General features: G+C 70.9%; 18 protein-coding genes and 1 tRNA gene. 11 read left to right on the forward strand and 8 right to left on the reverse strand.

The features are described from left to right. The 5 genes from G6024_RS01450 to G6024_RS01470 all read right to left on the reverse strand — a co-directional run. Window positions 1–2,811, reverse strand: a 2,811-nt coding sequence (locus tag G6024_RS01450) for a UvrD-helicase domain-containing protein (protein WP_159147703.1), incomplete at its 3' end; no start/stop codon positions are given. Then, on the reverse strand, window positions 2,811–5,738 hold the full coding sequence (locus G6024_RS01455; RefSeq protein WP_235027715.1) for a PD-(D/E)XK nuclease family protein: 2,928 nt from the start codon (window positions 5,736–5,738) through the stop codon (window positions 2,811–2,813). The genes G6024_RS01455 and G6024_RS01450, both read right to left, overlap by 1 nt. Before the next feature lie 35 nt (window positions 5,739–5,773). Then, window positions 5,774–6,367: a TetR/AcrR family transcriptional regulator gene (locus tag G6024_RS01460; RefSeq protein WP_067715435.1), complete on the reverse strand. Its 594-nt coding sequence runs from the start codon at window positions 6,365–6,367 to the stop codon at window positions 5,774–5,776. A gap of 48 nt (window positions 6,368–6,415) precedes the next feature. Further along, window positions 6,416–7,228 (reverse strand): Fic family protein, encoded by an 813-nt coding sequence (locus G6024_RS01465; RefSeq protein WP_067715430.1) that lies wholly within the window; start codon window positions 7,226–7,228, stop codon window positions 6,416–6,418. Beyond that, on the reverse strand, window positions 7,225–8,127 hold the full coding sequence (locus G6024_RS01470; protein ID WP_082923854.1) for a putative nucleotidyltransferase substrate binding domain-containing protein: 903 nt from the start codon (window positions 8,125–8,127) through the stop codon (window positions 7,225–7,227). The genes G6024_RS01465 and G6024_RS01470 overlap by 4 nt, the downstream gene beginning before the upstream one ends. Before the next feature lie 180 nt (window positions 8,128–8,307). On the opposite strand from G6024_RS01470, the gene G6024_RS01475 reads away from it, so the two are divergent. From G6024_RS01475 to G6024_RS01500, 6 genes are all read left to right on the forward strand, one after another. Beyond that, window positions 8,308–9,846, forward strand: coding sequence for an amino acid permease (locus G6024_RS01475; protein ID WP_067715427.1), 1,539 nt, complete (start codon window positions 8,308–8,310; stop codon window positions 9,844–9,846). Between the two features lie 6 nt (window positions 9,847–9,852). Next, window positions 9,853–10,728 carry an urea amidolyase associated protein UAAP1 gene (locus tag G6024_RS01480; RefSeq protein ID WP_067715424.1) on the forward strand — a complete coding sequence of 292 codons (876 nt, stop codon included), beginning with the start codon at window positions 9,853–9,855 and terminating at the stop codon, window positions 10,726–10,728. Window positions 10,729–10,739: 11 nt separating this feature from the next. Then, a complete protein-coding gene (locus G6024_RS01485; RefSeq protein ID WP_067715421.1) occupies window positions 10,740–11,408 on the forward strand; it encodes an urea amidolyase associated protein UAAP2 in 669 nt (222 codons plus the stop codon). A gap of 50 nt (window positions 11,409–11,458) precedes the next feature. Continuing rightward, on the forward strand, window positions 11,459–13,441 hold the full coding sequence (locus G6024_RS01490) for a 5-oxoprolinase/urea amidolyase family protein (RefSeq protein ID WP_067715418.1): 1,983 nt from the start codon (window positions 11,459–11,461) through the stop codon (window positions 13,439–13,441). Continuing rightward, a complete protein-coding gene (gene atzF, locus G6024_RS01495) occupies window positions 13,438–15,171 on the forward strand; it encodes an allophanate hydrolase (RefSeq protein ID WP_067715416.1) in 1,734 nt (577 codons plus the stop codon). The genes G6024_RS01490 and atzF overlap by 4 nt, the downstream gene beginning before the upstream one ends. A gap of 102 nt (window positions 15,172–15,273) precedes the next feature. After that, window positions 15,274–15,347, forward strand: a tRNA-Asp gene (locus G6024_RS01500). Between the two features lie 55 nt (window positions 15,348–15,402). On the opposite strand, the gene G6024_RS01505 is transcribed toward G6024_RS01500, so the two are convergent. Next, the gene (locus tag G6024_RS01505) at window positions 15,403–16,260 is read right to left on the reverse strand and encodes a T3SS (YopN, CesT) and YbjN peptide-binding chaperone 1 (protein WP_067715413.1); all 858 of its coding nucleotides are present in this window, start codon (window positions 16,258–16,260) and stop codon (window positions 15,403–15,405) included. 4 nt (window positions 16,261–16,264) lie between these two features. After that, window positions 16,265–16,855, reverse strand: coding sequence for an HD domain-containing protein (locus G6024_RS01510; RefSeq protein ID WP_067715507.1), 591 nt, complete (start codon window positions 16,853–16,855; stop codon window positions 16,265–16,267). A gap of 211 nt (window positions 16,856–17,066) precedes the next feature. On the opposite strand from G6024_RS01510, the gene G6024_RS01515 reads away from it, so the two are divergent. From G6024_RS01515 to G6024_RS01525, 3 genes are read left to right on the forward strand one after another with little or no spacing between them, the layout of a single operon-like run. Next, window positions 17,067–17,375: a hypothetical protein gene (locus G6024_RS01515; RefSeq protein ID WP_067715410.1), complete on the forward strand. Its 309-nt coding sequence runs from the start codon at window positions 17,067–17,069 to the stop codon at window positions 17,373–17,375. Window positions 17,376–17,407: 32 nt separating this feature from the next. Next, window positions 17,408–18,349: a WXG100 family type VII secretion target gene (locus G6024_RS01520; protein ID WP_235027716.1), complete on the forward strand. Its 942-nt coding sequence runs from the start codon at window positions 17,408–17,410 to the stop codon at window positions 18,347–18,349. A 7-nt stretch (window positions 18,350–18,356) separates the two neighbouring features. Further along, entirely contained in the window at window positions 18,357–18,584 is a 228-nt protein-coding gene (locus tag G6024_RS01525) for a hypothetical protein (RefSeq protein ID WP_007626596.1), read from the forward strand. Between the two features lie 9 nt (window positions 18,585–18,593). On the opposite strand, the gene G6024_RS01530 is transcribed toward G6024_RS01525, so the two are convergent. Then, complete coding sequence (locus G6024_RS01530) at window positions 18,594–19,652, reverse strand: NAD(P)-dependent alcohol dehydrogenase (protein WP_067715405.1); 1,059 nt, start codon at window positions 19,650–19,652, stop codon at window positions 18,594–18,596. A gap of 192 nt (window positions 19,653–19,844) precedes the next feature. Between G6024_RS01530 and G6024_RS01535 the strand changes: the two genes are divergently transcribed. Together G6024_RS01535 and G6024_RS01540 are read left to right on the forward strand one after the other, a co-directional pair. Further along, complete coding sequence (locus G6024_RS01535; protein ID WP_159147707.1) at window positions 19,845–21,488, forward strand: AMP-binding protein; 1,644 nt, start codon at window positions 19,845–19,847, stop codon at window positions 21,486–21,488. Further along, window positions 21,488–21,689: LLM class flavin-dependent oxidoreductase (locus G6024_RS01540; protein ID WP_159147708.1), on the forward strand; the 202-nt coding region annotated here is incomplete at its 3' end. The genes G6024_RS01535 and G6024_RS01540, both read left to right, overlap by 1 nt.

Raw genomic sequence — 21,689 nt, forward strand, 5'->3', positions numbered from 1 at the left:
CCGCGGCTCGGCCGCCTCGTCGCGCCGCTGGTCTGCACCTGCGGCGGCGGAACCGTCGGCGACCTCCGGGTGCACGATCCGGGTCGCGGACCAGCCCGCGCGCTCTGCGGACCTGGCCGCGATCTGCTGGCTGCGTCGGGCCCATTCCGCTTCGTCGGGAACGTCGACGTCGGGCACGGCGGCGGCGTCGAGCAGGTTCTCACCGTACTCGACCAGATCGGGCGCGTCGGCGTCCTCGATGACGGAGCCGAGGAGGGTCCCCCACAGTCCTGCCCGGGGCTTTCCGCTCTTGGTGAGGGCGTATCCGTGGCCGGAGACCGCGAGGCGGCTCTCCGCTCGGGTCGTGGCGACGTAGAGGAGGCGGATGCGTTCCGCGAGCGCGTGTTGCTTTTCGCGTTCGGCTGCCGCCGTGAAGGCGGGGTCACGGACGGTGGCGGAGAACGACACCGCCGGCCGGGGAGGCTCGTCGTCGGTCCACAGGAGCCGGTCCCGGCTGGTGGGCCAGCCCCGGCTCATCCCGGCCACGATGACCATCGGGTACTCGAGGCCCTTCGACGCGTGGATGGTGTTGATGCGGACAGCGTCCACCCCGATCTCGGGGATGGCGGCTTCGGGGACGCGGGCGTCCTCCGCGGTCAGCGTCAGCGCCCAGTCCGCGTAGTCACGGAGGTCGGCACGCGCTGGGTCGCTGGCGGACTCCTCCCACTGCCACGCGTGCTCGATCACGAACCGGATCCGTCGCCACAGGTCGCGCCGCCGCGGCGATTCGGCCACGGACTCGAAGACCATGCGATCGTGGACGAGTTTCTCCAGGAGTTCGCCTGGGCGCCGCGTGTGCCGCGACAGGGAGGAGAGGTATCCCATCGCGTCTGCGACGGGGGACTCCGCGAGCTCCGTGGGTGCCGGCGCGCCGGGGGCCCAGGTGCCGCCGGCGGCGCGCCAGCGCAGGAGGTCGTCGTCCCCGCAGGCGAACAACGGTGACCGCAGCGCGCCCACGAGGGACGCCTCGTCGGCGGTGTTGGCGACGGCGCGGACGGCCAGGAGGAGGTCGCGGATCTCCGGCGTCCCGTAGACGATCGAGGACGCCTCGGTGCGGTAGTCGATCCCCGCGTGGTCGAGGCAGGTCTCGAGCATCGGCAGAGAACCGCGCGACGGCAGGAGGATCGCGATGTCCGCCAGCCGCAGTGGGGTCTGCTCACCATCCTTGGACTCGTGGGTCCACCTTTCCCGGATGGCGGTGGCGATCACCCTTGCCACGTCGGCGGCCTCGGTCCAGTGGCGTTCGGTGGCCTCCTTCGAGTCGGGCGGGCAGTGATGGGGGACGTCTTCGGTGCGGAAGACGAACGGCCGGGGTCCGTGGGTGGGGTCGTGTTCGGGCCGGTTCGGTGCCGGTTCGAGGTCCCGGTACTCGGGTTGGATGCCGTCGGAGGCGATGAGTACCTCGGAGAACACCTCGTTGACCCAGCGGAGGACCGGACGTGAGCAGCGGAAGTTCGTGCTCAGTCTCTCGATGGCGGCCCCGCCCGTCGCACCGCCCGTACTGTCGGCTCCGCCCCGGGCCCGGAGATAGGTGGCGATGTCGGCGCGGCGGAATCGGTAGATGGACTGTTTGGGATCGCCGACGGTGAAGAGTCGGCCCGGTTCGGGCCCGGATCCGGCGGCCGCGGACGTCAGTAGTTCGGCGATGTCCAACTGTATGGGGTCGGTGTCCTGGAACTCGTCGATGAGAATTCGTTGGTAGCGTGCCCGGACCCGTTCGCGGACCGTCGGGTCCTGCAGTAGTTCGCGCGCGAGAACGAGCTGGTCGTGGAACTGCAGGGTGCCGTGGCGGCGCCGGTCGGCGGCGTGCCTCCGCACCACCGGGATGAGAGCGTCGAGCACCACGGCGATACGTGGGCGCCAGTGCTCGACGAGGATCGCCTCGCACATCGAGGAGAGCTGCTTGATCTCCGCCTTTATCTCCTTCACGACGTCCGTCCCGCCCCAATTCGCGCCCTTACCGCCGTTTCCCGCGGTGATCGGCTTGCCCAGGAGTTCCATCCAGGAGGGCGACGCGGACGGGTCGGACGAAGCGTCCTGCAGTGTCGCCCCCCAGGCTTCATGTGCGTCGAGGACCGCATAGAGCTTGTCCGTCTCGTCCTGGCAGGAATCCCGCCACCCGACGATCGATCCCACGGCAGCGATGATCTCGGCGAGATCCGGCGACACGGGCAGGTCGGCTGTGTCGGGGTACAGGAGGTCGGTGGGCAGGCGGTCCCAGTCGCGGTGGAGCGCCTCGACGACCTCGCGGAACGCGGAGGCCGTCACACCGGCATCGAGCATGTCGTCGACGGCCCGCGCCAGGTTGCCCGACCGGGTGGCGGTCGGGCCGCTGCCGAACAGGAGAGTTGCGCATTCCTGCCACAGGGCGTCGACGGCGCTGGACTCGGCGGTGTCCTGCTGCACGGTGACCTTCGGGGGAATTCCCGCCTCCAGGGGGTTCTCCGAGAGCAGCCGCAGGGCGAAGGAGTGCAGCGTGCCGATGGCGGCGGTGTCGAGCCCCGCGAGAGCGGCATCCGCCCGGTGGTCGCCCTCGGCGCGCTTGTCCACGAGTGTCACGCGGAGGCGATCGCGGAGCTCGGTGGCCGCCTTCTCGGTGAAGGTGATCGCGGCGATGCGGTCGACGGGCACGGCGTCGTCCAACAGCAGAGTGCTGAGGCGGCTGACGAGGGCATGGGTCTTACCGGTCCCTGCACCGGCTTCCACGAAGAGCGTGACGGAGGTGTCCGTTTCCACCCGGAGCCGGGCGGCCTGGTCGGGGAGGGTACTCATCAGGACGTCTCCGATTCGTGCTCGGTCGGATCGGCGGCGACGAGGCCGGCGAACGCGGGGTGGGATGCGAGCGGGTCCTGTCGGGACAACAGCTCCCAGGCGCGGTCGAGCTCGGAGCCGCCGATGAGCTTCGCAAGATCACGGGACGAGCCGCGCCCGCCCTTGAGGGGGAACCATCCACGCTGGAGGGCGTCCACCAGGTTGCCCACGTCAGCGCGGACCTTGTCCATGAGGTCGACGGTGACGTCGAGGGATATCTGCTCGAACTCGCCCCGTTCGGTGCAGTACCAGTAGCGGACTTCGCGGACCGGCAGATCGCGAGCGGACTCGGCGGCCGCTGCGTAGAGCGGCAACTGGAATCGTGTCCCCGAGATGGTGGGGTCCTCCTCGCTCGGCCGCTCCTCCACCGCGGGCGGCGTCCCGGTCTTGTAGTCGGTGACCCGCTGGGACTCTCCGCGCTCGTCGAGCCGGTCGATGGACCCTGCGAGGAACACCGTGGTCGTGCCGTGGGAGGTGGTCACCTCGAAGGGGATCTCGATCACGGAACCGTCGGGGGCCCCTCGGCCGAACCCGAGTTCGGTCGCGGCCGGCTCCCACCCCGCTCGGAAGTCCGTCTCGTCCTCCGAGTACCACCGGTCGAGTTCGGCCGCGAGCAGGATCTCCCGCCGTCGCCACAGTGAGGCGACGAGTCCCGGTGACGTCGCGATCGCCGCCTCGCATTCGGCGCGCAACGCGGTCATGAGCAGCTCGCGGTCCGGGCCGGCCCCGGTCTGGAGGCGATCGGAGACGTAGCGCTGGAGGATCGAGTGGACCAGGTCGCCGTAGTCGCGCAGGTCCATCTCGATTTCCGCGGCCGGGTCGTCGAGCGTCCGGACCCTCAGGACCGTGGAGAGGAAGAACAGATACGGGCTCTGGGCCCAGTCCTCCAGCCTCGTGGGAGAGAGCGGATGGTCGAGGACGGTCAGCAGGCGCGCAGCTGACGAGACATCACCGGTGAACCGCGTGAATCGTCCTCGCCGGCGATCCTGACGCATCTCGTGTGCTCGAACCAGCAGACCAGGGGCACCTGGCCGGGCCAGCCAGCCGTTGGCGGAGAGTTGCCGGATCCGCAGTTCGGAGACAGTGGCCGGGTCCGAACCGAGGGCGGCCGGCGGGGTCAGCACGCCGTCGACGAACGAGGGCACGGCGGTGACGGCCGGACACCCGGCGACGTCCTCCTGCCACTTGGTGGCACGAACCGGTTTCCCGGTGAGTTCGGACAGGGTGGGCAGGAGCCAGCGCGACGGGATCCTGTTGCCGCCGCCTCGCATCGATCCGCGGGGGAATGAGCACGTTCGGTGCTCGGAGCCGGCGCTCAGCGCAAGCTGGAGAACCCGGTACCGCTCGTCGAGCCGCTCGGAGGAGGAGGGCTCGACTGCGCCTTCGGGAACGAGAGGGTCGGGCTTGTGCAGGACCGGAAGGAGTCCCTCCGCCATGCCCACCACGCAGACGGTGTCCAGGTCGCGCCCCACGGCGTCGTCGATCGGACCCAGCGCGACCCCGGCGCCCTCCTCGCCCACGCGGTCGACGATTCCGTCCAGCCGCGTGGCGAGCGCACCGACCACTCGATCCCGGGTGATGGCGGGCGCGATGGTGTCGAGATCCCCGAGAGAACCGACCACCACCAGTGCGGCTGCCCGGGCGGGACTCTGACGGAACAGTGAGGTGATCAGTCCGGTGACGGCCTCCGCCGCCTCGGCCCAGGAACGCGCGGCGTCGACGGCGGCGAGCTCGGAGCGGATGGTCCCGATCAGGCGTAGGAGAGCAGCCGCCGCGGCCCGTTCGTTCTCGCCGAGGGCCCCGGGCTCCCCCCGCAGCCGCAAGTGATCGGCCAGTCGGTTCCAGTCGCCGGCGCCGATGACGGGGAAACGCGTTCGGGTGAGGATCTCCAGGCGCCTGGACGAGACGGCAGCACCCTCCTCGTCGAACGGGACGATCGCGCCCTCGGCGATGATCGACAGCAGGTCGGCGCGGGGCATCCGGCCGGCGTCGAGTCCCAGTAGCCTCACCAACGTGCGGCCGGCCGGAGAGCGACCCGGCCCGGCGTCGGAGGGGCCGTAGACGGCGATCCCGGCCTCCCCGAATGCTCGGTGGAGAAGCCGCAGGTAGGGGTCCGGTGACGGGTAGTAGACACCGATCCGGTGGCCGGGGACCCCGTCCGCCAGGCGCGAGCGGACGAAACGGACCACCGCGCGCACCTCGTCATCGGAGTCCGACGCGTGGAGGACGTGGGTGCCGGTGATCGCCTTCGCGCTGCCGGGCTCGGCGGCGGAGGCGAGGTGCTCCGATCCGGTACCGGGGAGGGGAGATATGCCGCGCTGTTCCAGCGCGGACCGCAGCCTGCGCTCGGCCCGCGTTCCGCGCAGCGGGGCCGCCAGGACGATCCGCCCCAGCACATCCAAACGCTCCAGCGCGGTACTCACCGCCTCGAACTGCGTGTAGTAGGCGTCACCCGTCATCGCGCGGGCCTCGTCGGCCAGCCGGAGGACCTCCGAGTGCAGCCGGGTCTCCGCGGTGACCGAACCCGGCTCGACGGTCCCCAGACGCAGGCACGCCTGGGCGACGGCCTGTCCCGTGACGGGTTCGGATGCCACTGCCTCCAGATGTCCGGGATCGCTGTCCAGCGCCTTCTCGACCGCGGCGGCGAGGAGGGGGAAGGGGAGCGCAGCCCGTGGGGCCAGTGCAGGAGCCGAGAGTTCGCTGATCACCTGGTCGGCGGTTCTCACCGCCACGTTGACCGCCCCGCCGTCGAGCGCGAGCGCCCGGACCACGTCCCTGGCCGCACCGAACGACGGCACCAGGACGGTGATCCGGCCGAGCGGGTCGGTGCCGCGGAGACGGCGGACCTCGGCGACGAGGGCGCTGGGATGAGCCTGGGATCCGGTCACACCGCCATGGTGCCCCACCGGTACGACAAGACCGTTCAGCTGATGCCGATCGCGCGGGTCGCGGCCGTCGCCCATCGCACCGGGTCGATGGTGACCCCGGGATGATCCTGCCGGTGCGGAATCACCGCCTCGACCACCCGGAACGGCAGGTCGAGGGCGGGGTCGGCGGGATCGAGGTCGGGTCGACACAGTGCGACGAGTTCCCGGTAGATCCCTCTGAGTTCCGAGCGCGCGCCGCGGAAACCGGCGAAGTCCTCCCCTGTGACCTCCGGGAGCACGTACAACATCCCGATGTTCCAACGTGAGGCGAGCAGGCCCTCGACGTCGACTGTCGCCAGCGTCAGCAGCGTCTCCCGGGGGTCCCGCCCCTCGGCGCGCAACCGGCGGGCCATCTCCAGGGTCGGCCCGACCGTCGTGTCGAGGAGGGAGCCGAGGATCGCGGCTTTCGTCGGGAAGTGCGTGTAGAGCGACGCCTGGCGCACCCCGACGGCGTCGGCGATGGCGCGGGTGGAGGTGGCGGTGTATCCGCGGGTGGTGAACAGTTCCGCCGCGGCATCGAGGATTTCGTCGGCCGGAGTGGCTCCGGGGCGCCTGCGGTCCACGAGTCGGGGTCGGCCGGGTGTGTCCACGGAGGTCCTTTCGCCACGCCGGTCCGGCGATGTTTCTCGTCCCGGCCGTCAGGTGGCGTGGGGGTCGACGGACCGGTCCATCGTGACACGGAGGAATTCGAACCGGTGCGCCGTGGGATCGACGGTCCTGCGGGGAGGAGTCGGCAAGGAGGATACGGCGGCCTGCACCCACGTCGCACGGGAGGTACGGGTGAAGTCGAGGTCCGCGCCATGCGCGCGTGCCGCGAGCAGGGCGGCGACGGCTGCGGCGCGCCCGTTTCCCTCGCGGAACGGGTGCACGTGGTTGAAGCGGGCGTACCAGTCGGCCAGGGCCAGGGCGATGGTCGCCCTCCGGGGTGCGGGTGCACGTGCGGAGTCCAGCGCTCCGGCGACGAGGTCGGCCGGTCGTTCCAGCGGGGCGACGAGGGCGGGGACGCGGTCTGCCGCGGCGAACACGGAACCCTGCTTGGACAGGCCGACCATCCGGGGGAGGCCCGCCCAGGCGTAGACATCGCCGAACAGTGCGGCATGGATGCCGGAGACGGTCGTCGGAGCGGACGCCGGCTCACGGAGAAGACGGGCCCCCGCGGCGACCGCCAGGAGGGCTTCCGCCCGGGCCAGGGGCCTCTCCGTGGTGATGCCGAGGGAATTCTCCAGTACCCGCGTTCCCCGGAGGTAGTACGGGACGCGGCGGGCCAGGATCCCGGGCCGGGGCCGTCGTACGGCCTCCGGCGGTATCGACTCGAGGACGTGGAGGCGTATGAGCCGATCGGAGGCGCCCCGGTCGACGAGATCGAGGACCTCGTCGTCGTCGACCCCCGGTGCCCATCCCTCCAACGCCGAGATGGCGAGCATCGCGGCGGTGCACGGGTGGCGGGTCACCCCGGATCTCGGATCTGGCCCGCTGACCGGAGGTAGTCGAGGGCGCGCTGGACGCCGGAGATCTCCCGCGCGACGGACCGGAGTCCGGCGCGTTCGGCCGTGGTGAGCACGGAGAGCGGGACCCGGTCGGTTCCGGGGCCGTCGGGGTCCGCCCGCAGACGGACGTCCCACCGTAGACCGGTGACGAATCGGGCGGCCACGCGCAGGGACTCCCACCGGTCCGGCGGAAGGAGATCCGGGTCGGCGGCCAGTTCGAGGCGCGAGCCCGTGCTGGTGGTGGCCACCCCGGCGCGCAGGGCGGACCACCGCGCGATCTTGACGACCGGGGTGATGACCGCTGTCTTGAGGTCGACCACGGGGTCTCCGCGGAACGTCCGGCCGAGTCTGGACGGCACGGAGGCCCGGGTCGAGAGCGCGTCCGCGAGAACGTCTGCGAGCACGGCCGGATGAGCACGAACGGCATCGACGGCCATGCGCGGCAGGAGGTCCGGGTCGCGTCGGTCGTCGGTGAGGGGGCGGGCGTCGGCGAGCAGGCCCAGGTGCACGACCCCCAGGTTCCGCGCGGGCGCGTCCGCCCAGCCCTCGGCGGCCGTGGACCATCCGGCGCGCGTCCGGACGAAGCGGGGATCGGCGGCCGAGGCCGCGGAGGTCTCGGCGTACCACGGTGGTGTCGAGAGATCGGTGGCCGCGACGGCGCGCCGGACCGCGCGGGGGTCCCGGTGGTCGACGACGGCGAGGGATTCCAGGTCACTGCCGGGGACCGCCTCCCCGCGGCCCACCGAACCGGTGACCCACACGGTGTCCGCCACGGTCGGGCCGAGCCTCGATTCCAGTTCTCGTCGCAGGTCGTCCGACCACGCGCGAGTGCGATCATCGTCGCCGGCCCGGGGAGGTGTCATGGGGTCATTCGACCACGTCAGACGGCCGGTGCGTCAGCCGGGAGCGGGCGCGAGTGCCTGTTAATCCGATCGAAACATGGTGCAACCCGGGTGTCATGCGTCCGAGCAAAACTGTCACACGACAGGAACCGCGGTCGCCGAGATCGGGTTCATCGGCCCGCCCCGAGAGGAGCACCGGACATGAGCGACTCACCCGGTCTCACCACCCCGGTTCCCGAACGCCGGGGTGATCACGACGACCTCGCAGACTTCGGCTACGAACAGCAACTCCATCGGAGTCTCGGCACGTTCGCGTCATTCGCGGCCGGGTTCTCGTTCGTCTCCATCCTCACGACGATCTTCCAGCTCTTCGGCCTCGGGTACGGGTTCGGAGGCCCCGCCTTCTTCTGGACCTGGCCGATCGTCTTCGCCGGCCAGTTCCTCGTGGCGTTGTGCTTCGCCGAACTGGCGGCCAGGTACCCGATCTCGGGCGCGATCTACCAGTGGTCCCGCCGGATGGGCGGGGAGATCGTGGGGTGGTTCGGCGGGTGGTTCATGATCCTCGCCCAGATCGTCACCGCCTCGGCGGCGGCCATCGCCCTGCAGGTCGTCCTTCCGAGCATCTGGTCCGGCTTCCAGATCATCGGCGACGACCCGGCGCTGACCTCACCATCCGGATCGACGAACGCCGTCCTGCTGGGATCGGTCCTGCTCGTCATCACCACGGTGATCAACTCCATCGGCGTCCGGTGGATGGCCTACGTCAACAACATCGGCGTGACTTGCGAGATCGTCGGTGTGATCGCCGTGGTCCTCGCGTTGTTCACCCACGCGGTCCGCGGCCCCCAGGTCGTCTTCGACACCGCGGGCATGGGGGATCAACCCGGGTACATCTGGGCCTGGGTGGTCTCGGGACTGATGGCGGCCTATGTCATGGTGGGGTTCGGCTCGGCCGGCGAGCTCGCGGAGGAGACGGTCAATCCCCGCCGCATCGCGCCCCGGACGATCCGGATGGCACTGACCGTCTCCGCCATCGGCGGTGGACTGATGATCCTGGGAGCGCTCATGGCCGCGCCCAGCCTCACCGACGGGCGTCTGGCGACCGAGGGCCTTCCCTACGTACTTAACTCGGTCCTCGGGAACTTCTGGGGGAAGGTGCTCCTCGCCGACGTCGTCGTCGCGATCTTCATCTGCACCCTCGCCATCCAGACCGCCGCCACCCGGCTCATGTTCTCCATGGCACGCGACGGCAGGCTCCCGTTCTCGACGACTCTCTCGCGCGTCCACCCGCGGACCGGGACCCCGATCGCGCCGTCCGTTCTGATCGGACTGGCCTGCATGGGCATCCTGCTGGTCAACGTCGGCAACTCCGCGATCTTCGCCACGCTCGCCTCGGTGTGCATCATCCTCATCTACCTGGCCTACCTCTGCGTGACCGGACCGCTGCTCATGCGTCGACTCAAGGGGTGGCCGAACGGCCCCCGGCTCACCGACGCCGAGGGCAGGCCCCTGTTCTCGCTCGGCCGCTGGGGGATCCCCGTCAACGTCCTCGCCGTGGCGTACGGACTGCTCATGACCATCAACCTCGCCTGGCCACGGGCCGAGATCTTCGACCCGTCTGGTGAGACACCGTGGCTGCGGTGGGCGGGCGTGGCGACCGTCGTCGCCGTGGTGGGCGTCGGCATCCTGTGCTTCCCCCGCGGCAAGACCCACCCCAACCCCGTCCAGATCGGAGAGTGACCAGTCATGACCAGCACCACCGCACCCGGCCCCGCAGGAACATCCACCACCTCGGGTGCCCGCCGGCACGCCCGCGCCCAGGCAGGCACGATCACCGACGCCATGCCGGTCGTCCCCGCCACCGACTGGCCCGATCCGCCGGCGGACGTCCCGGCTGACCGACTGACGTGGGCCGAGTCCATCCCCGGTGGCCGGTACACCGCGGTCACCCTGGCCCGGGGCACCCGGATCCGACTCACCGACCGGGAGGGCACGGCCTGCGCCTCGCTCATGATGTGGCGCGCCGACGCTCCCTGGGAGCGACTCAACACGGCCGACACGGTGAAGGTCCCGTGGCAGGCCTACCTCGGGACCGGCCATCCGCTGCTCTCGGACCAGGGGCGCGTGCTCGCGACGATCGTCGCGGACACCTCCGGCCACCACGACGCGCTGTGCGGGGCCTCGACCCTGGCCGGCAACGTCGCCCGCTACGGGGCCGGCGCGCCGGAATCGGAGTCACCGGCCGGACGGGAACTGCTGCTACTGGCGGCGCTCAAGAACGGACTGGCCGAACGGGACCTGCCGCACACCGTCTCGTTCTTCCACGGGATCCGGGTCGACGCGGACGGTTCGCTGGTGTCCACCGGAAACGCGGGCGCGGGCGCGACGATCGACCTCGTCGTCCACCTGCCCGTCGTGCTGGCCGTGGCGGTCGCCGACCATCCGCTGGATCCGTCGGAGCAGTACCACTCGGGGACCGTCGAGCTCCTGGCGTGGAGCGCGCCGCAAGACCTCGACGCACTCTGCGAGGGAACCCTCCCCGGCGTCGGGGACGACCTCGAATACCGCCGTGCCGTCGCCAACTCCGAGGCCGCCCACCGCGCCTCCACCCAGATCGACTGAGGAGAACCCCCATGACACCCACGACCGTCTCCGCCGACCCCCGGACCGGCGCCGCCGACGACCTCTCGCTCGCAGACGGGGCCGTGGTCGCCGATGAGATCGTCGCCGCCAGGGCCGCCTGGTCACGCGTCCTCCACGAGGGGCAGACCCTGACCATCGTGGACCTCGAGGGCAACCAGGCCGTCGACACACTGTTCTACGACGCGCACGACCCCACCCGCCGCTACAGTGCCCCGGCGACCGTTGCCGCCCAGGGGTCGATCTTCCTCACCACCGGCAGTGTCCTGCGGGACGACGCCGGGGACCCACTGGTGACGATCACGGCCGACGAGGTGGGCAACCACGACACGCTCGGCGGGGCCTGTTCGCAGGAGTCCAACACCCTGCGGTACGGCCACCACACGCGCCACCAGCACGCCTGCGTGGAGAACTTCCTCCGGGAAGGCGCCCGGTACGGGCTCGGAAAGCGGGATCTGGTCCCCAACGTCAACTTCTTCATGAACGTCCCCGTCGACGGCGACGGCACGCTCGGGATCGTCGACGGGCTCTCCGCACCCGGCAAGCGGCTGTCGCTGCGCGCCGACCGTGACGTGATCGTCCTGGTCTCCAACTGTCCGCAGATCAACAACCCGTGCAACGGCTTCGATCCGACGGCGGTCCGCATGATCGTCACCGCCTGAACCGGGCCCACCGCCACATCACGTCCCTCACTCTCCAGAGGAGAACCACCATGTCCCGCCTCGAGATCCTCGCCCCCGGGCTCATCACCACCGTCCAGGACTGGCCCGGCCGAACCGGGTACTGGGGCGTGGGCGTTCCGCCGTCCGGTGCGATGGACTGCCAGTCCCTCCGGTTGGCCAATATCGCCGTGGGCAACGCGGAGGGCGCCGCCGGGCTGGAGTGCACGCGCGGTGGTCTGAGGGTCCGGCCGGACTCCGCGGTCACGGTGTGCGTGGGCGGCGCCCACGTGCGGCCCACGGTGGACGGCCAGCCGGTTGCCCAGTGGAAGCCGGTGCGGCTCGAGGCCGGATCCGTGCTCGACGTCCCGGTGATCACGGGGCCGGGCATGCGGGTCTACGTCGCGGTCCGGGGTGGGATCGACGTCGAGCCGTACCTGGGGTCGTCGGCGACCTTCACCCTGGGACGGTTCGGCGGACACGAGGGGCGCTCTCTGGTCGCGGGGGACACATTGTCGGTCGGAGAGCCCGGACCGGGTGTACCCCGCCGGATCCTCGCCGAGGAGATCCCTGCCATCGGGCATCACTGGCACGTCGCCGTGGCCGAGGGGCCCCACGGCGCTCCCGACTTCCTCACCCGCGCCGGGATGGACGAGCTGTACGCGTCCACCTACTCGGTGCACTTCAACTCCGACCGCACGGGCGTCCGTCTCGAGGGGCCGCGACCGAAATGGGCCCGGCCCGACGGAGGCGAAGCCGGACTCCACCCGTCCAACCTGCACGACAACGCCTACTCGGTGGGGGCACTGGACTTCACCGGCGACACCCCTATCCTGCTGGGTCCGGACGGGCCGAGTCTGGGAGGTTTCGTCTGCCCGGTGACGGTGGTCAGCAGCGACCGGTGGAAGCTCGGGCAACTCGCTCCCGGCGACACGGTGCGGTTCGTCCGCGTGCGGGTGGACGCAACACCCGAGCGCGCCGGTATCGGCGGCGCGGGGAGTGCCGGCCGGCCCTACGTCCTCGGTGACGGCGGGGACCGCGACGACGGCGTGCTGGGCCGCGGGCACACCGCCGACGGCGTCACCGAGGTGACGTACCGCCGCGGCGGTGACGACAACGTCCTGGTCGAATACGGGCGAATGGAACTCGATCTCGAGCTGCGCGCCCGCGCCCACGCCCTCTACCTGCACCTGCTCTCGAATCCCGTGCCCGGCCAACAGGACCTCACGCCCGGCATCCGGTCGTTGCAGGTAAAGATCACTCCCGGTCGCAGCTCGGTGGCCGCCACGCTGGACGCCCTGCGTGAGGCCGAGGCCGCCCTGCCGGCCGCCGAGGATCTGGTGGTGTCGAGCAGGCGCGTCCGGCTTCCGCTGAGCTGGGACGACCCCGCCACCAAGGAGGCCATCGAGCGGTACATGTACGGCGTGCGAGACGACGCCCCGTGGTGCCCGTGGAACATCGAGTTCATCCGCCGGATGAACGGCCTGGAGAGCGCCGACGACGTCTACCGCACCGTCTTCGACGCCGAGTACATGGTGCTCGGGCTCGGGGACGTCTACCTCGGAGCCCCGGTGGCCACGCCCCTGGACCCGCGCCACCGCCTCGTGACGACCAAGTACAACCCCGCCCGGACGTGGACAGCGGAGAACTCGGTCGGGATCGGCGGCGCCTATCTCTGCATCTACGGGATGGAGGGGCCCGGCGGCTACCAGTTCGTCGGCCGCACCACGCAGGTCTGGAACCACCGGCACCCTGAACCCGCGCCGGGCTTCGACGCCGAGCACCCGTGGTTGTTGCGGCACTTCGACCGCATCTCCTGGTATCCCGTCTCGTCCGAGGAGCTGGCGGACCTCCGGGCGGATACCGCTGCCGGCCGCGGTCTCGTCGACATCACCGACGACACGTTCTCCCTGGCCGAGCACAATGCCTTCTGCGCGCGGGAGGGCGAGTCCATCGCGTCCGCGAGGCGCCGGATGGAGCACGCCCGCGCCGAGGAGTTCGCGCGCTGGGCCGCCAGTGGGGAGCTCAGCGCATGAGCGCCACGACGACGGGGGTCCACGCAGGCGCTGCCGCTGAGGCGCTGGTCGACGACGTCTTGGCCCGGCTGGCCGAGGCCGACCGGCCGGAGGTGTTCCTGCAGGTCCGCGATCGGGAGGACCTGGTGGCCGACATGGCGGCCTCTCTCGCCGGCGGCGGGCCCCTCGCGGGCATGACCCTGGCGGTCAAGAACAACGTCGACGTGGCGGGACTGCCCACGACCGCCGCTTGCCCGGGTTACGCCTACCTCCCGGAGCGGGACGCGGTGGCCGTCGCACGACTGCGCGCGGCAGGAGCGGTGGTGCTGGGGGCGACGAATCTCGACCAGTTCGCCACCGGTCTCGTGGGCACCCGTAGCCCGTACGGGGCCGTGCGGGCAGCTCACCGCCCCGGCCACATCTCAGGGGGCTCCAGTTCGGGTTCGGCCGTGGCGGTGGCGCTGGGGATCTGCGACCTGGCCATCGGCACGGACACCGCCGGGTCGGGCCGGATCCCGGCCGCACTCAACGGGATCGTGGGGATCAAGCCCACTCTCGGCGTGGTCTCCACCGACGGGGTCATCCCGGCCTGCGCCAGCTATGACTGCGTGACGGTGTTCGCGCGCGACGTCCATACCGCCGGGCGGGCGACCGCGGTGATGGCCGGCGGAGAGGGCACCCGGAGGTGGCCGACGGACACACCACTCGCGGCCGGACCGGGGGCGACGCTCGCCGTCCCCCGTGAGTTGGTGGCGATGGCCCCGGGTTGGGCCGAGGCCTTCGCGGCCGCCGTCGACCGGGCCCGGTCGCTCGGATACCGGGTGGTGGAGATCGACCTCGCGCCGTTCCTGGCGGCAGCGCGGTTGCTCTACGACGGTGCGCTCGTCGCGGAACGATACGAGGCTGTCGGCGGATTTCTCGATTCCGCCCGGGGCGCGGACGCGGGCGTCGATCCGATCGTCGACGGCATCATCGCACCCGCTCGCGATATCGCCGCGGTGGATCTGCTGCGGGACCGGCGGAGAGTCGAGGGGCTGCGACGCGAGGCTCTCGCCGAGCTCGACCGACTGGGTGCGGCCGCCCTGCTCGTGCCCACCGCGCCGTTCCACCCGACGATCGCCGAGGTCGACTCCGACCCGATCGCCCTCAACAGCCGGATGGGTACCTATACGAATTTCTGCAATCTCTTCGACCTCTGCGCGGTGGCGGTGCCCACGGGTGAGATCGACGAGGGGGATCGCGGGAGGGCATCGTTCGGCGTGACCGTGGTGGGGCGGCCCTTCCACGACGGTCCGGTGGCCGACATCGCGGCCGACCTCGCCGGCGACGCCGGGTCCGAGGCGGAACCGTTCGCTCCGTGGCCGCTGCGCGCGGGGGCGCCGGCGGTCGATCTGGTGGTGTTCGGCGCACACCGCCGCGGGGGCCCGCTCGAACACCAGCTCACCTCCCGCGGCGCCGCGTGGCGTGGACCGGTCCGCTCCAGCGCCGACTACCGGATGTACCGGCTCGGCACCGAGCCACCCAAGCCGGGGGTCCTGCGTCACCCGGACGGCGCCGAACTGCTCGGGGAGCGGTGGATGATGTCCCCGGCCGCGTTGGGAAGCTTCCTCGACGAGCTGCCCAGGCCGATGCAACTCGGTCGGGTGACGCTCGAGGACGGCACGGAGATGGTCGGCTTCGGTTGCGAGCCCACGGCCGTCACCCCGGAGGCCGACGACCTCACCGAGCGCGGGGAGTGGCCGATCGGGTGAGGAACGGTTCGATGCCTGATTTCACCGGACGGCAGATCTGCCGGGGGCGGTGGAGGGCGAGTCCATGAGTTCCGCTAATGTCCTACCCCGTGCCACGAGCACGGCCCTGTGGCGCAGTTGGTTAGCGCGCCGCCCTGTCACGGCGGAGGTCGCGGGTTCGAGTCCCGTCAGGGTCGCCGGAGAGAGCCGGTGCATTCAGGTCATCGAATGCACCGGCTCTCGTCTGTGCTGCTACCGCGGCCCCAGCCTCGCCGCGATCGCGTCCCGCGTCGAGGAGAACGTGAACAGGAAGTGTTCGAGCGCTACCTGGGCGTGGCGGGGGAGCAGCGGGGCGACCGGCACGGTGGTCCGCTGCAGGACGTGCCGGCCGTCGAGGATCCACGACGTGCGGTCGTCGTCGAGATTGAGTCGAGCCAGCTCGAGCGCCGCGTCGGACCTGGAGCGCACTCCCCGCACGACCCACGCCCAGATGCGTGCGTACGGCTCGTCCTCGTCGAATGAGACGTGCATCCGGTGGCCGACGTGGTCGAAGACGATGGCCCCGTGGTCGTCGACCACGCAGGCCCGTCCCGTGACTCTCTCGACGATCGCCTCGAACCGTTCCCGGGCGTCCTCGTGGTCGGCCACCTCCACCGCCACGTCGATGGGGTTCGGGTGGTCGGCGGGGTCGTTGCCGATGGGGATCGAGTCCCAGCGGAGCAGACGCAGCGGTCCGGTGTGCCGCCCGACCGTGCCCTGGCAGCGCAGGGTCAGCAGTTGGGGGTGCGGTACCCCGAGCCGGTCGCGGCAGGCATCGACGACCGCCCGGGCGATGGTGGCGGGCGCGGCGGGGGCGGTGTGGGCGATCATCTCCTCCACGAGGGGGTGACCGGCGAGGCGCACGGTCACCCAGGCGCGCTCGCCGCCGGGCGCGAGGTGGACGATGCACCGCCCCCGCGTTCCGGACGCGTCGGACGGCGGGGTGAACTCCATCGCGCCGACCGCCCCCGGCCTGCGGAGATGCCCGGCCAGTGTGGTCTCGAAACCGTCCCAGGGGTCCTCCGCGGGACGCAGCGGCGCGCTGCCCGGGCCGGAGAGCTGGTCACGCACGGCGTCATCCCACCGGTGCGAGGGCGGCCACGTCGTCGACCGCCCGGCGGAGTTCTCGCGAGGCGGTGCAGTCACCGAGCCGTTCGGCGACGGCGTCGGCGATCGCGCGGTAGAACCACAGTTTCTCCTCCGGCCCGGCGTTGAACAGGCCCCACATGTCACCGCCCAGCCGCTCGTGCGCGGTGACCATCGAGCGCAGGTTGTGAATCTTGTCGGCGGCCGAGATGAGCAGGCACTCGTGGGAGTCCTCGGCCAGTCGCGCGAGGTAGCCCTCCTTGCGCACCCGCCACGGCGGGGTCTGGACACCGGCGGTCTTCTCCTCCGACACGCCGCGGACGAGTTCCGTGACCCGCTCGCCGAACTCGGCGGTCATGTCGTCGGCCGAGTACACCGTTGGCGGCACGTCCTCCAGGACGTCGTGCAGCAGCGCCGCGACCGCCACGTCCTCGTCGGAGGTGAAGTCCGAGACGATCAGCGCCACCGCGACCGGGTGGGCGATGTAGGGCGTCGGGTCGTCCTTGCGGGTCTGGCCGGCGTGGCAACGGGCGGCGACCGCGAGCGCGCGGTCGAGGGTGGGGGTCCAGGTGAGCGACATGGTGCACTCCTCGAGGGGAGAGGTCCCGACGCCGGGCGACGCCGCCGGGTCGTGGGTGGAACCGGCGGTGACCGGTGTCCCTTCCACACTCCCGAGTACACACCACGGGTACGACACGGGGGAACCGATCGGCGTGGGGCGCGCGTCGTACATGGTGAGGACGCCACGGGGGCGTCCCGGTAGTAGACCGGAACGACGACGAGGAGGGCTCGTGCCCGACGGGACGATCAGGGCGGATGCCGGGAAGATCGCGAGCGCGGTCTCGGTGTTCCGCGACTGCGGGGAGGCGGCCGCGGAGGTGACATTTCCCGAGGTCACGGCACGTCTGGGCGGCGGTCTTCCGGGCGGGTCGGCGATCGAGCAGGCGGTGGACCGGGCGTGCGGTGCTGCCGCGGTGTGCGCCTCGAGAATCGCGGGTCGGCTCGGGGGCCTGGCCGACTTCGCTGCCGAGGCGCACCGGTTCCTCGAGGCCGAGGATGAGGACTTCGCGGCTCTCCTCGCAGCGGTGGCCCGGCGGTGAGCTGGACAGTCGGCGACATTCGTCGTTGGGACGTGTCCGCAGTGGCGGGCGCCGGCGGCGAGGTCGGGCGGCGGGGCTCGGTGGCGGAGGGCATCCGGAGGGACCTGGTCGACGGTGCGGTGGAGCTGGATGATGGCTGGGACGGGGAGGCCGCTGACGCCGTTCTCGACACCGTGGAACGTGAGAAGTCGCACGTCAGCACGCTGGCTGACGGACTAGAGGATCTGGCTGATGCTCTCCGGAACTCGCACGCTGCGCTGGGGCCGGCAGTTCAGACGGTTCGAGATCGGATCGCCGATGCCGAGGCAGCCGGACTGCAGGTGGGCGAATCGTCGGTGCGTCCGTTGTCTGGTCGCGACGACATCGATCAATCGACGGTAGATGAGCATGCGGAGGCGATCAGCTCCGCGGTCGACACCGTGCGCTCCCTCGATGATCACTACGGGCGCCAGATAGACGGGATCGCCGCCCGGCTGCACGCCGCGATCCCACCTGAGGTCGACCGGTCGCCGATCCCGGGCCCGGACGACCCGTGGCCCGGTCGCGGTGTGGACGCGATGACTGGGGCCGCGTCTCGGGGCTATCCGGACGTCGCCGATGAACTCGATCCACTGACGCGGGGGAAGCACATGCTCAACCCGGCCCCTGACGACTTCGGCAGAGCCGCGGCGACAGGACTGCGGGGACTCGGTAGGGTCGCCGGTCCGGTCGGTGGCGGGCTTACGGTGTACGACGGCGTGAAGGCCCACGCCCAGGGGAAGACGTCGACCGGCGAGGCCGTCGCGGAGACCCTCGGGGCTCTGGGTGGCGGCGCGCTCGGAGGCGCCGCAGCCGGCGCCGTCGCAGGAACGATGTTCGGTCCCCTCGGCACGTTCATCGGCGCCGGCATCGGTGCGGCCGTCGGGACGTACCTGGGACAGCAGGCGGGCGATATGGCTCACGACCGGTACCGGGCCCACACGGCAGAGAGGTGACACGACCATGAGGTATGGGCAGAGATGGGACGACCCGTCGGAACGCGACCCGCACCCCTACGAACACCCCGCCCTGGAACCGGAACCCGGATTCTGGGACGGCAAGTGGGAAGAGTTCAAGCGGCGGTTCATCCAGATGGCCTGGGAGGATCACTACAGCCGGACCGTCCTCATCCTCTCGACGGTGGGATTCGTGGCGACATTCATCTGGATGTGGTTCACCGGTGAAACCTGACGCTCACCCCTAGAACGTCTTGGCGTCGATCACGAACCGGTACCGGACGTCCGAGCTCACAACACGGTCGTACGCCTCGTTGATCTTGTCTGCCGAGATGAGCTCGATGTCGGCCGTGATCCCGTGCTCGGCGCAGAAGTCGAGCATCTCCTGGGTCTCCGGGATCCCCCCGATCATGGATCCGGTCAGGATCCTGCGCCCAGCGGCGACGGACCCTGCCCGCACCGACATCGGCTCGGTCGGGATGCCGATGTTGACCAGCGCCCCGCGCGGCTTGAGCGTGGCGAGGAACCGGTCCATCGGCAGGCTCGCGGAGACGGTGTTGAGGATGACGTCGAAGGTGCCGCGGAGCTCCCGGAGGGTGGCCTTGCCCTCGTCTCCGGCGGTCGCGTAGTGCTCCACGGCGCCGTACTTCAGCGAGTCGTCCCGCTTGGAGGTGGTCTGCGACAGGACCGTCACCTCGGCACCCATCGCCACCGCGAGCTTCACCCCGACGTGTCCGAGTCCGCCCATGCCGATCACCGCGACCTTTGTGCCCGGGCCGACATTCCACTGCTTCAGCGGCGAGAACATGGTGATCCCCGCGCACAGCAGCGGCGCCGCCGCGGCCGGGTCGAGCCCGTCCGGTACGGACACCACCATGGGCTCCTCGACCACGATGTGGGTCGAGTAGCCGCCGTTCGTCACCGGGCCCTCGGGGTCGCCCTCGGGCAGCGGGGAGCCGTAGGTCGCGACCGACCCGCGCTCACACTCCTGTTCCTGGCCGGCCTGGCAGGAGGCGCACTCGTGGCAGGCGCCGACCAGGCACCCGACGCCCACGCGGTCGCCCACCGCGTGCCGGGTGACCTCGGAACCGACCTCGCGGACAATGCCGACGATCTCGTGCCCGGGCGCCACGGGGTAGGTGGTCTTCCCCCACTCGCCGCGCACGTGGTGGATGTCGGAGTGACAGATGCCGGCGTACTCGATCTCGATGAGCACGTCGTCCGGGCCGGTGTCCCGACGCCGGATCGTGGTCTTCTCCAGGGGTGCGTCCGGTGCGGTGGCTGCGACGGCGGCGACGTCCATGTGTGGTCTCCCGTTGATCGAGTCGGATTCGTGGTGCGAACTGTCCAGTCGGAGTGCTCGCCACAGTAGAGGCGCGCGCGTTCCGCTGCAGAAAACCGAGTGCCGGGGCGGTTCCCGTCCGCGATTCCCTAACGCATGTCAGCGCCGTGGTTATGATCCAGACCACACCGCCACCCGTGAAGGAATTCCCACATGGCCGACACCGTCCGTGAGCAACTCCGCCGCCATGCCGACTCCGATTCCGTCGCGATCCGCTACGACGACACCTCGATCACCTGGCGTGACTACCTGGCGGGCGCCGACGCCCGGGCCGGCGCCGTCACGGGGATGTTGGATCCCGCGCGGCCGCTCCACGTGGCCACGCTCCTGGAGAACACCCCGGAGATGCTCTACGCGTTGGCGGCCGGCGCGCTCGGCGGATACGTCACGGTCGGCCTCAACGCCACCCGCCGGGGGGAGGGGCTGGCCCGCGACATCCGCAAGTCCGAGTGCCAGGTCATCCTCACGGACTGCGAACTCAAGCCGCTGATGGACGGCCTCGATCTGGGTGAGGTCAGCGTGATCGACACCGACTCCGACGAGTGGGCGGCGCTGGTGGCGTCGTCGTCCGCCCCCCAGGACCCGCCGCCTGTGGAGGCCATGGACCCGTTCATGCTCATCTTCACCTCGGGCACGTCGGGTGATCCGAAGGCGGTGCAGGTCGGCAACTTCACGGTGACGATGTCCGGGGAGAACCTCGCGCCGTCGTTCGGACTGACCTCCGAGGACGTGCTGTACCTGTCCATGCCGTTGTTCCACTCGAACGCCATCATGAGCGGCTTCTCCCCGGCGATCGCGGCGGGCGCCACCATGGCGCTGGCCCGCCGGTTCAGTGCGACCCGGTTCGGGGACGACATCCGTCGCTACGGCGTGACGTACATGAACTACGTGGGCAAGCCGCTGGCCTACATCCTCGACACCCCGGCCCGCCCCGACGACGCCCAGACCACGCTCCGCGCCGCGTTCGGCAACGAGGCCGCGGCCAAGGACATCCCCGCCTTCGCGCAGCGGTTCGGGTGCGAGGTCCGCGACGCCTACGGCTCCACCGAACTCGCGGTGATCATCGTGCGGACCGAGAACTCGCCGCTGGCGTCGATCGGGGAACCGTTCCCGGGGGTCGCCGTGTATGACCCCGCGACCGGTCAGGAGTGTCCCCGCGCGGTGTTCGACGACGACGGCGCCGTGACCAACCTCGACGAGTGTGTGGGCGAACTCGTCAACACCGAGGGGGCGGGGTTCTTCGCCGGCTACTACAACGACGACACGTCGACCTCCGACCGCATGAGGGACGGGATGTACTGGTCGGGCGATCTGGCCTACCGCGACGCGGACGGCTTCGTCTACCTGGCCGGGCGCAGCGGGGACTGGCTGCGCGTCGACGGCGAGAACATGGCCACCGGCATCGTCGAGGAGATCCTGCTGCGCAACCCGGCGGTCTCGCGGGTCGCCGTCTACGGTCTGCCCGATCCGCGCGGGGTGGGTGACCAGCTCGCCGCGGCGATCGTCCCCCGCCACGACTCGGAGTTGGAGCCGGCCGCGTTCGAGCAGTTCCTCGCCTCGCAGCCGGACCTGTCGCCCAAGGCATGGCCGCGCTGGGTCCGGATCTCCGTGGACCTGCCCACCACGGCGACCAACAAGATCCTCAAGCGGGAGCTCGTCAGGCAGGGCGTGGGGGCCGCCGGCGCGGACGGCACAGGGTCTGACGGCACAGGGGCAGGCGCCGCGCCGGCGGACACCTGGTGGGAGCGCGACGAGCGGGGCACCGCGTACACCGAGCTGGCCGGGGCGCGGGTGTAGTGGTCTACGTCGTCACGCGGTTCGACTTCCGCGCGCCGGGCGCCGGGCCGGAGGAGCGCCGGGACCGCTACCGCGCGGCCCTCGACATGGCCCGCTACGCCGAGGAGACCGGCCACGACGCCGTCAACCTCTCCGAACACCACGCCTCGGAGGACGGCTATCTGCCGTCCCCGCTCATCGCGGCGTCGGCGGTCGCGGCCG

It is taken from the genome of Dietzia maris (genome assembly GCF_014144855.1).
Lineage (GTDB): Bacteria > Actinomycetota > Actinomycetes > Mycobacteriales > Mycobacteriaceae > Dietzia > Dietzia kunjamensis.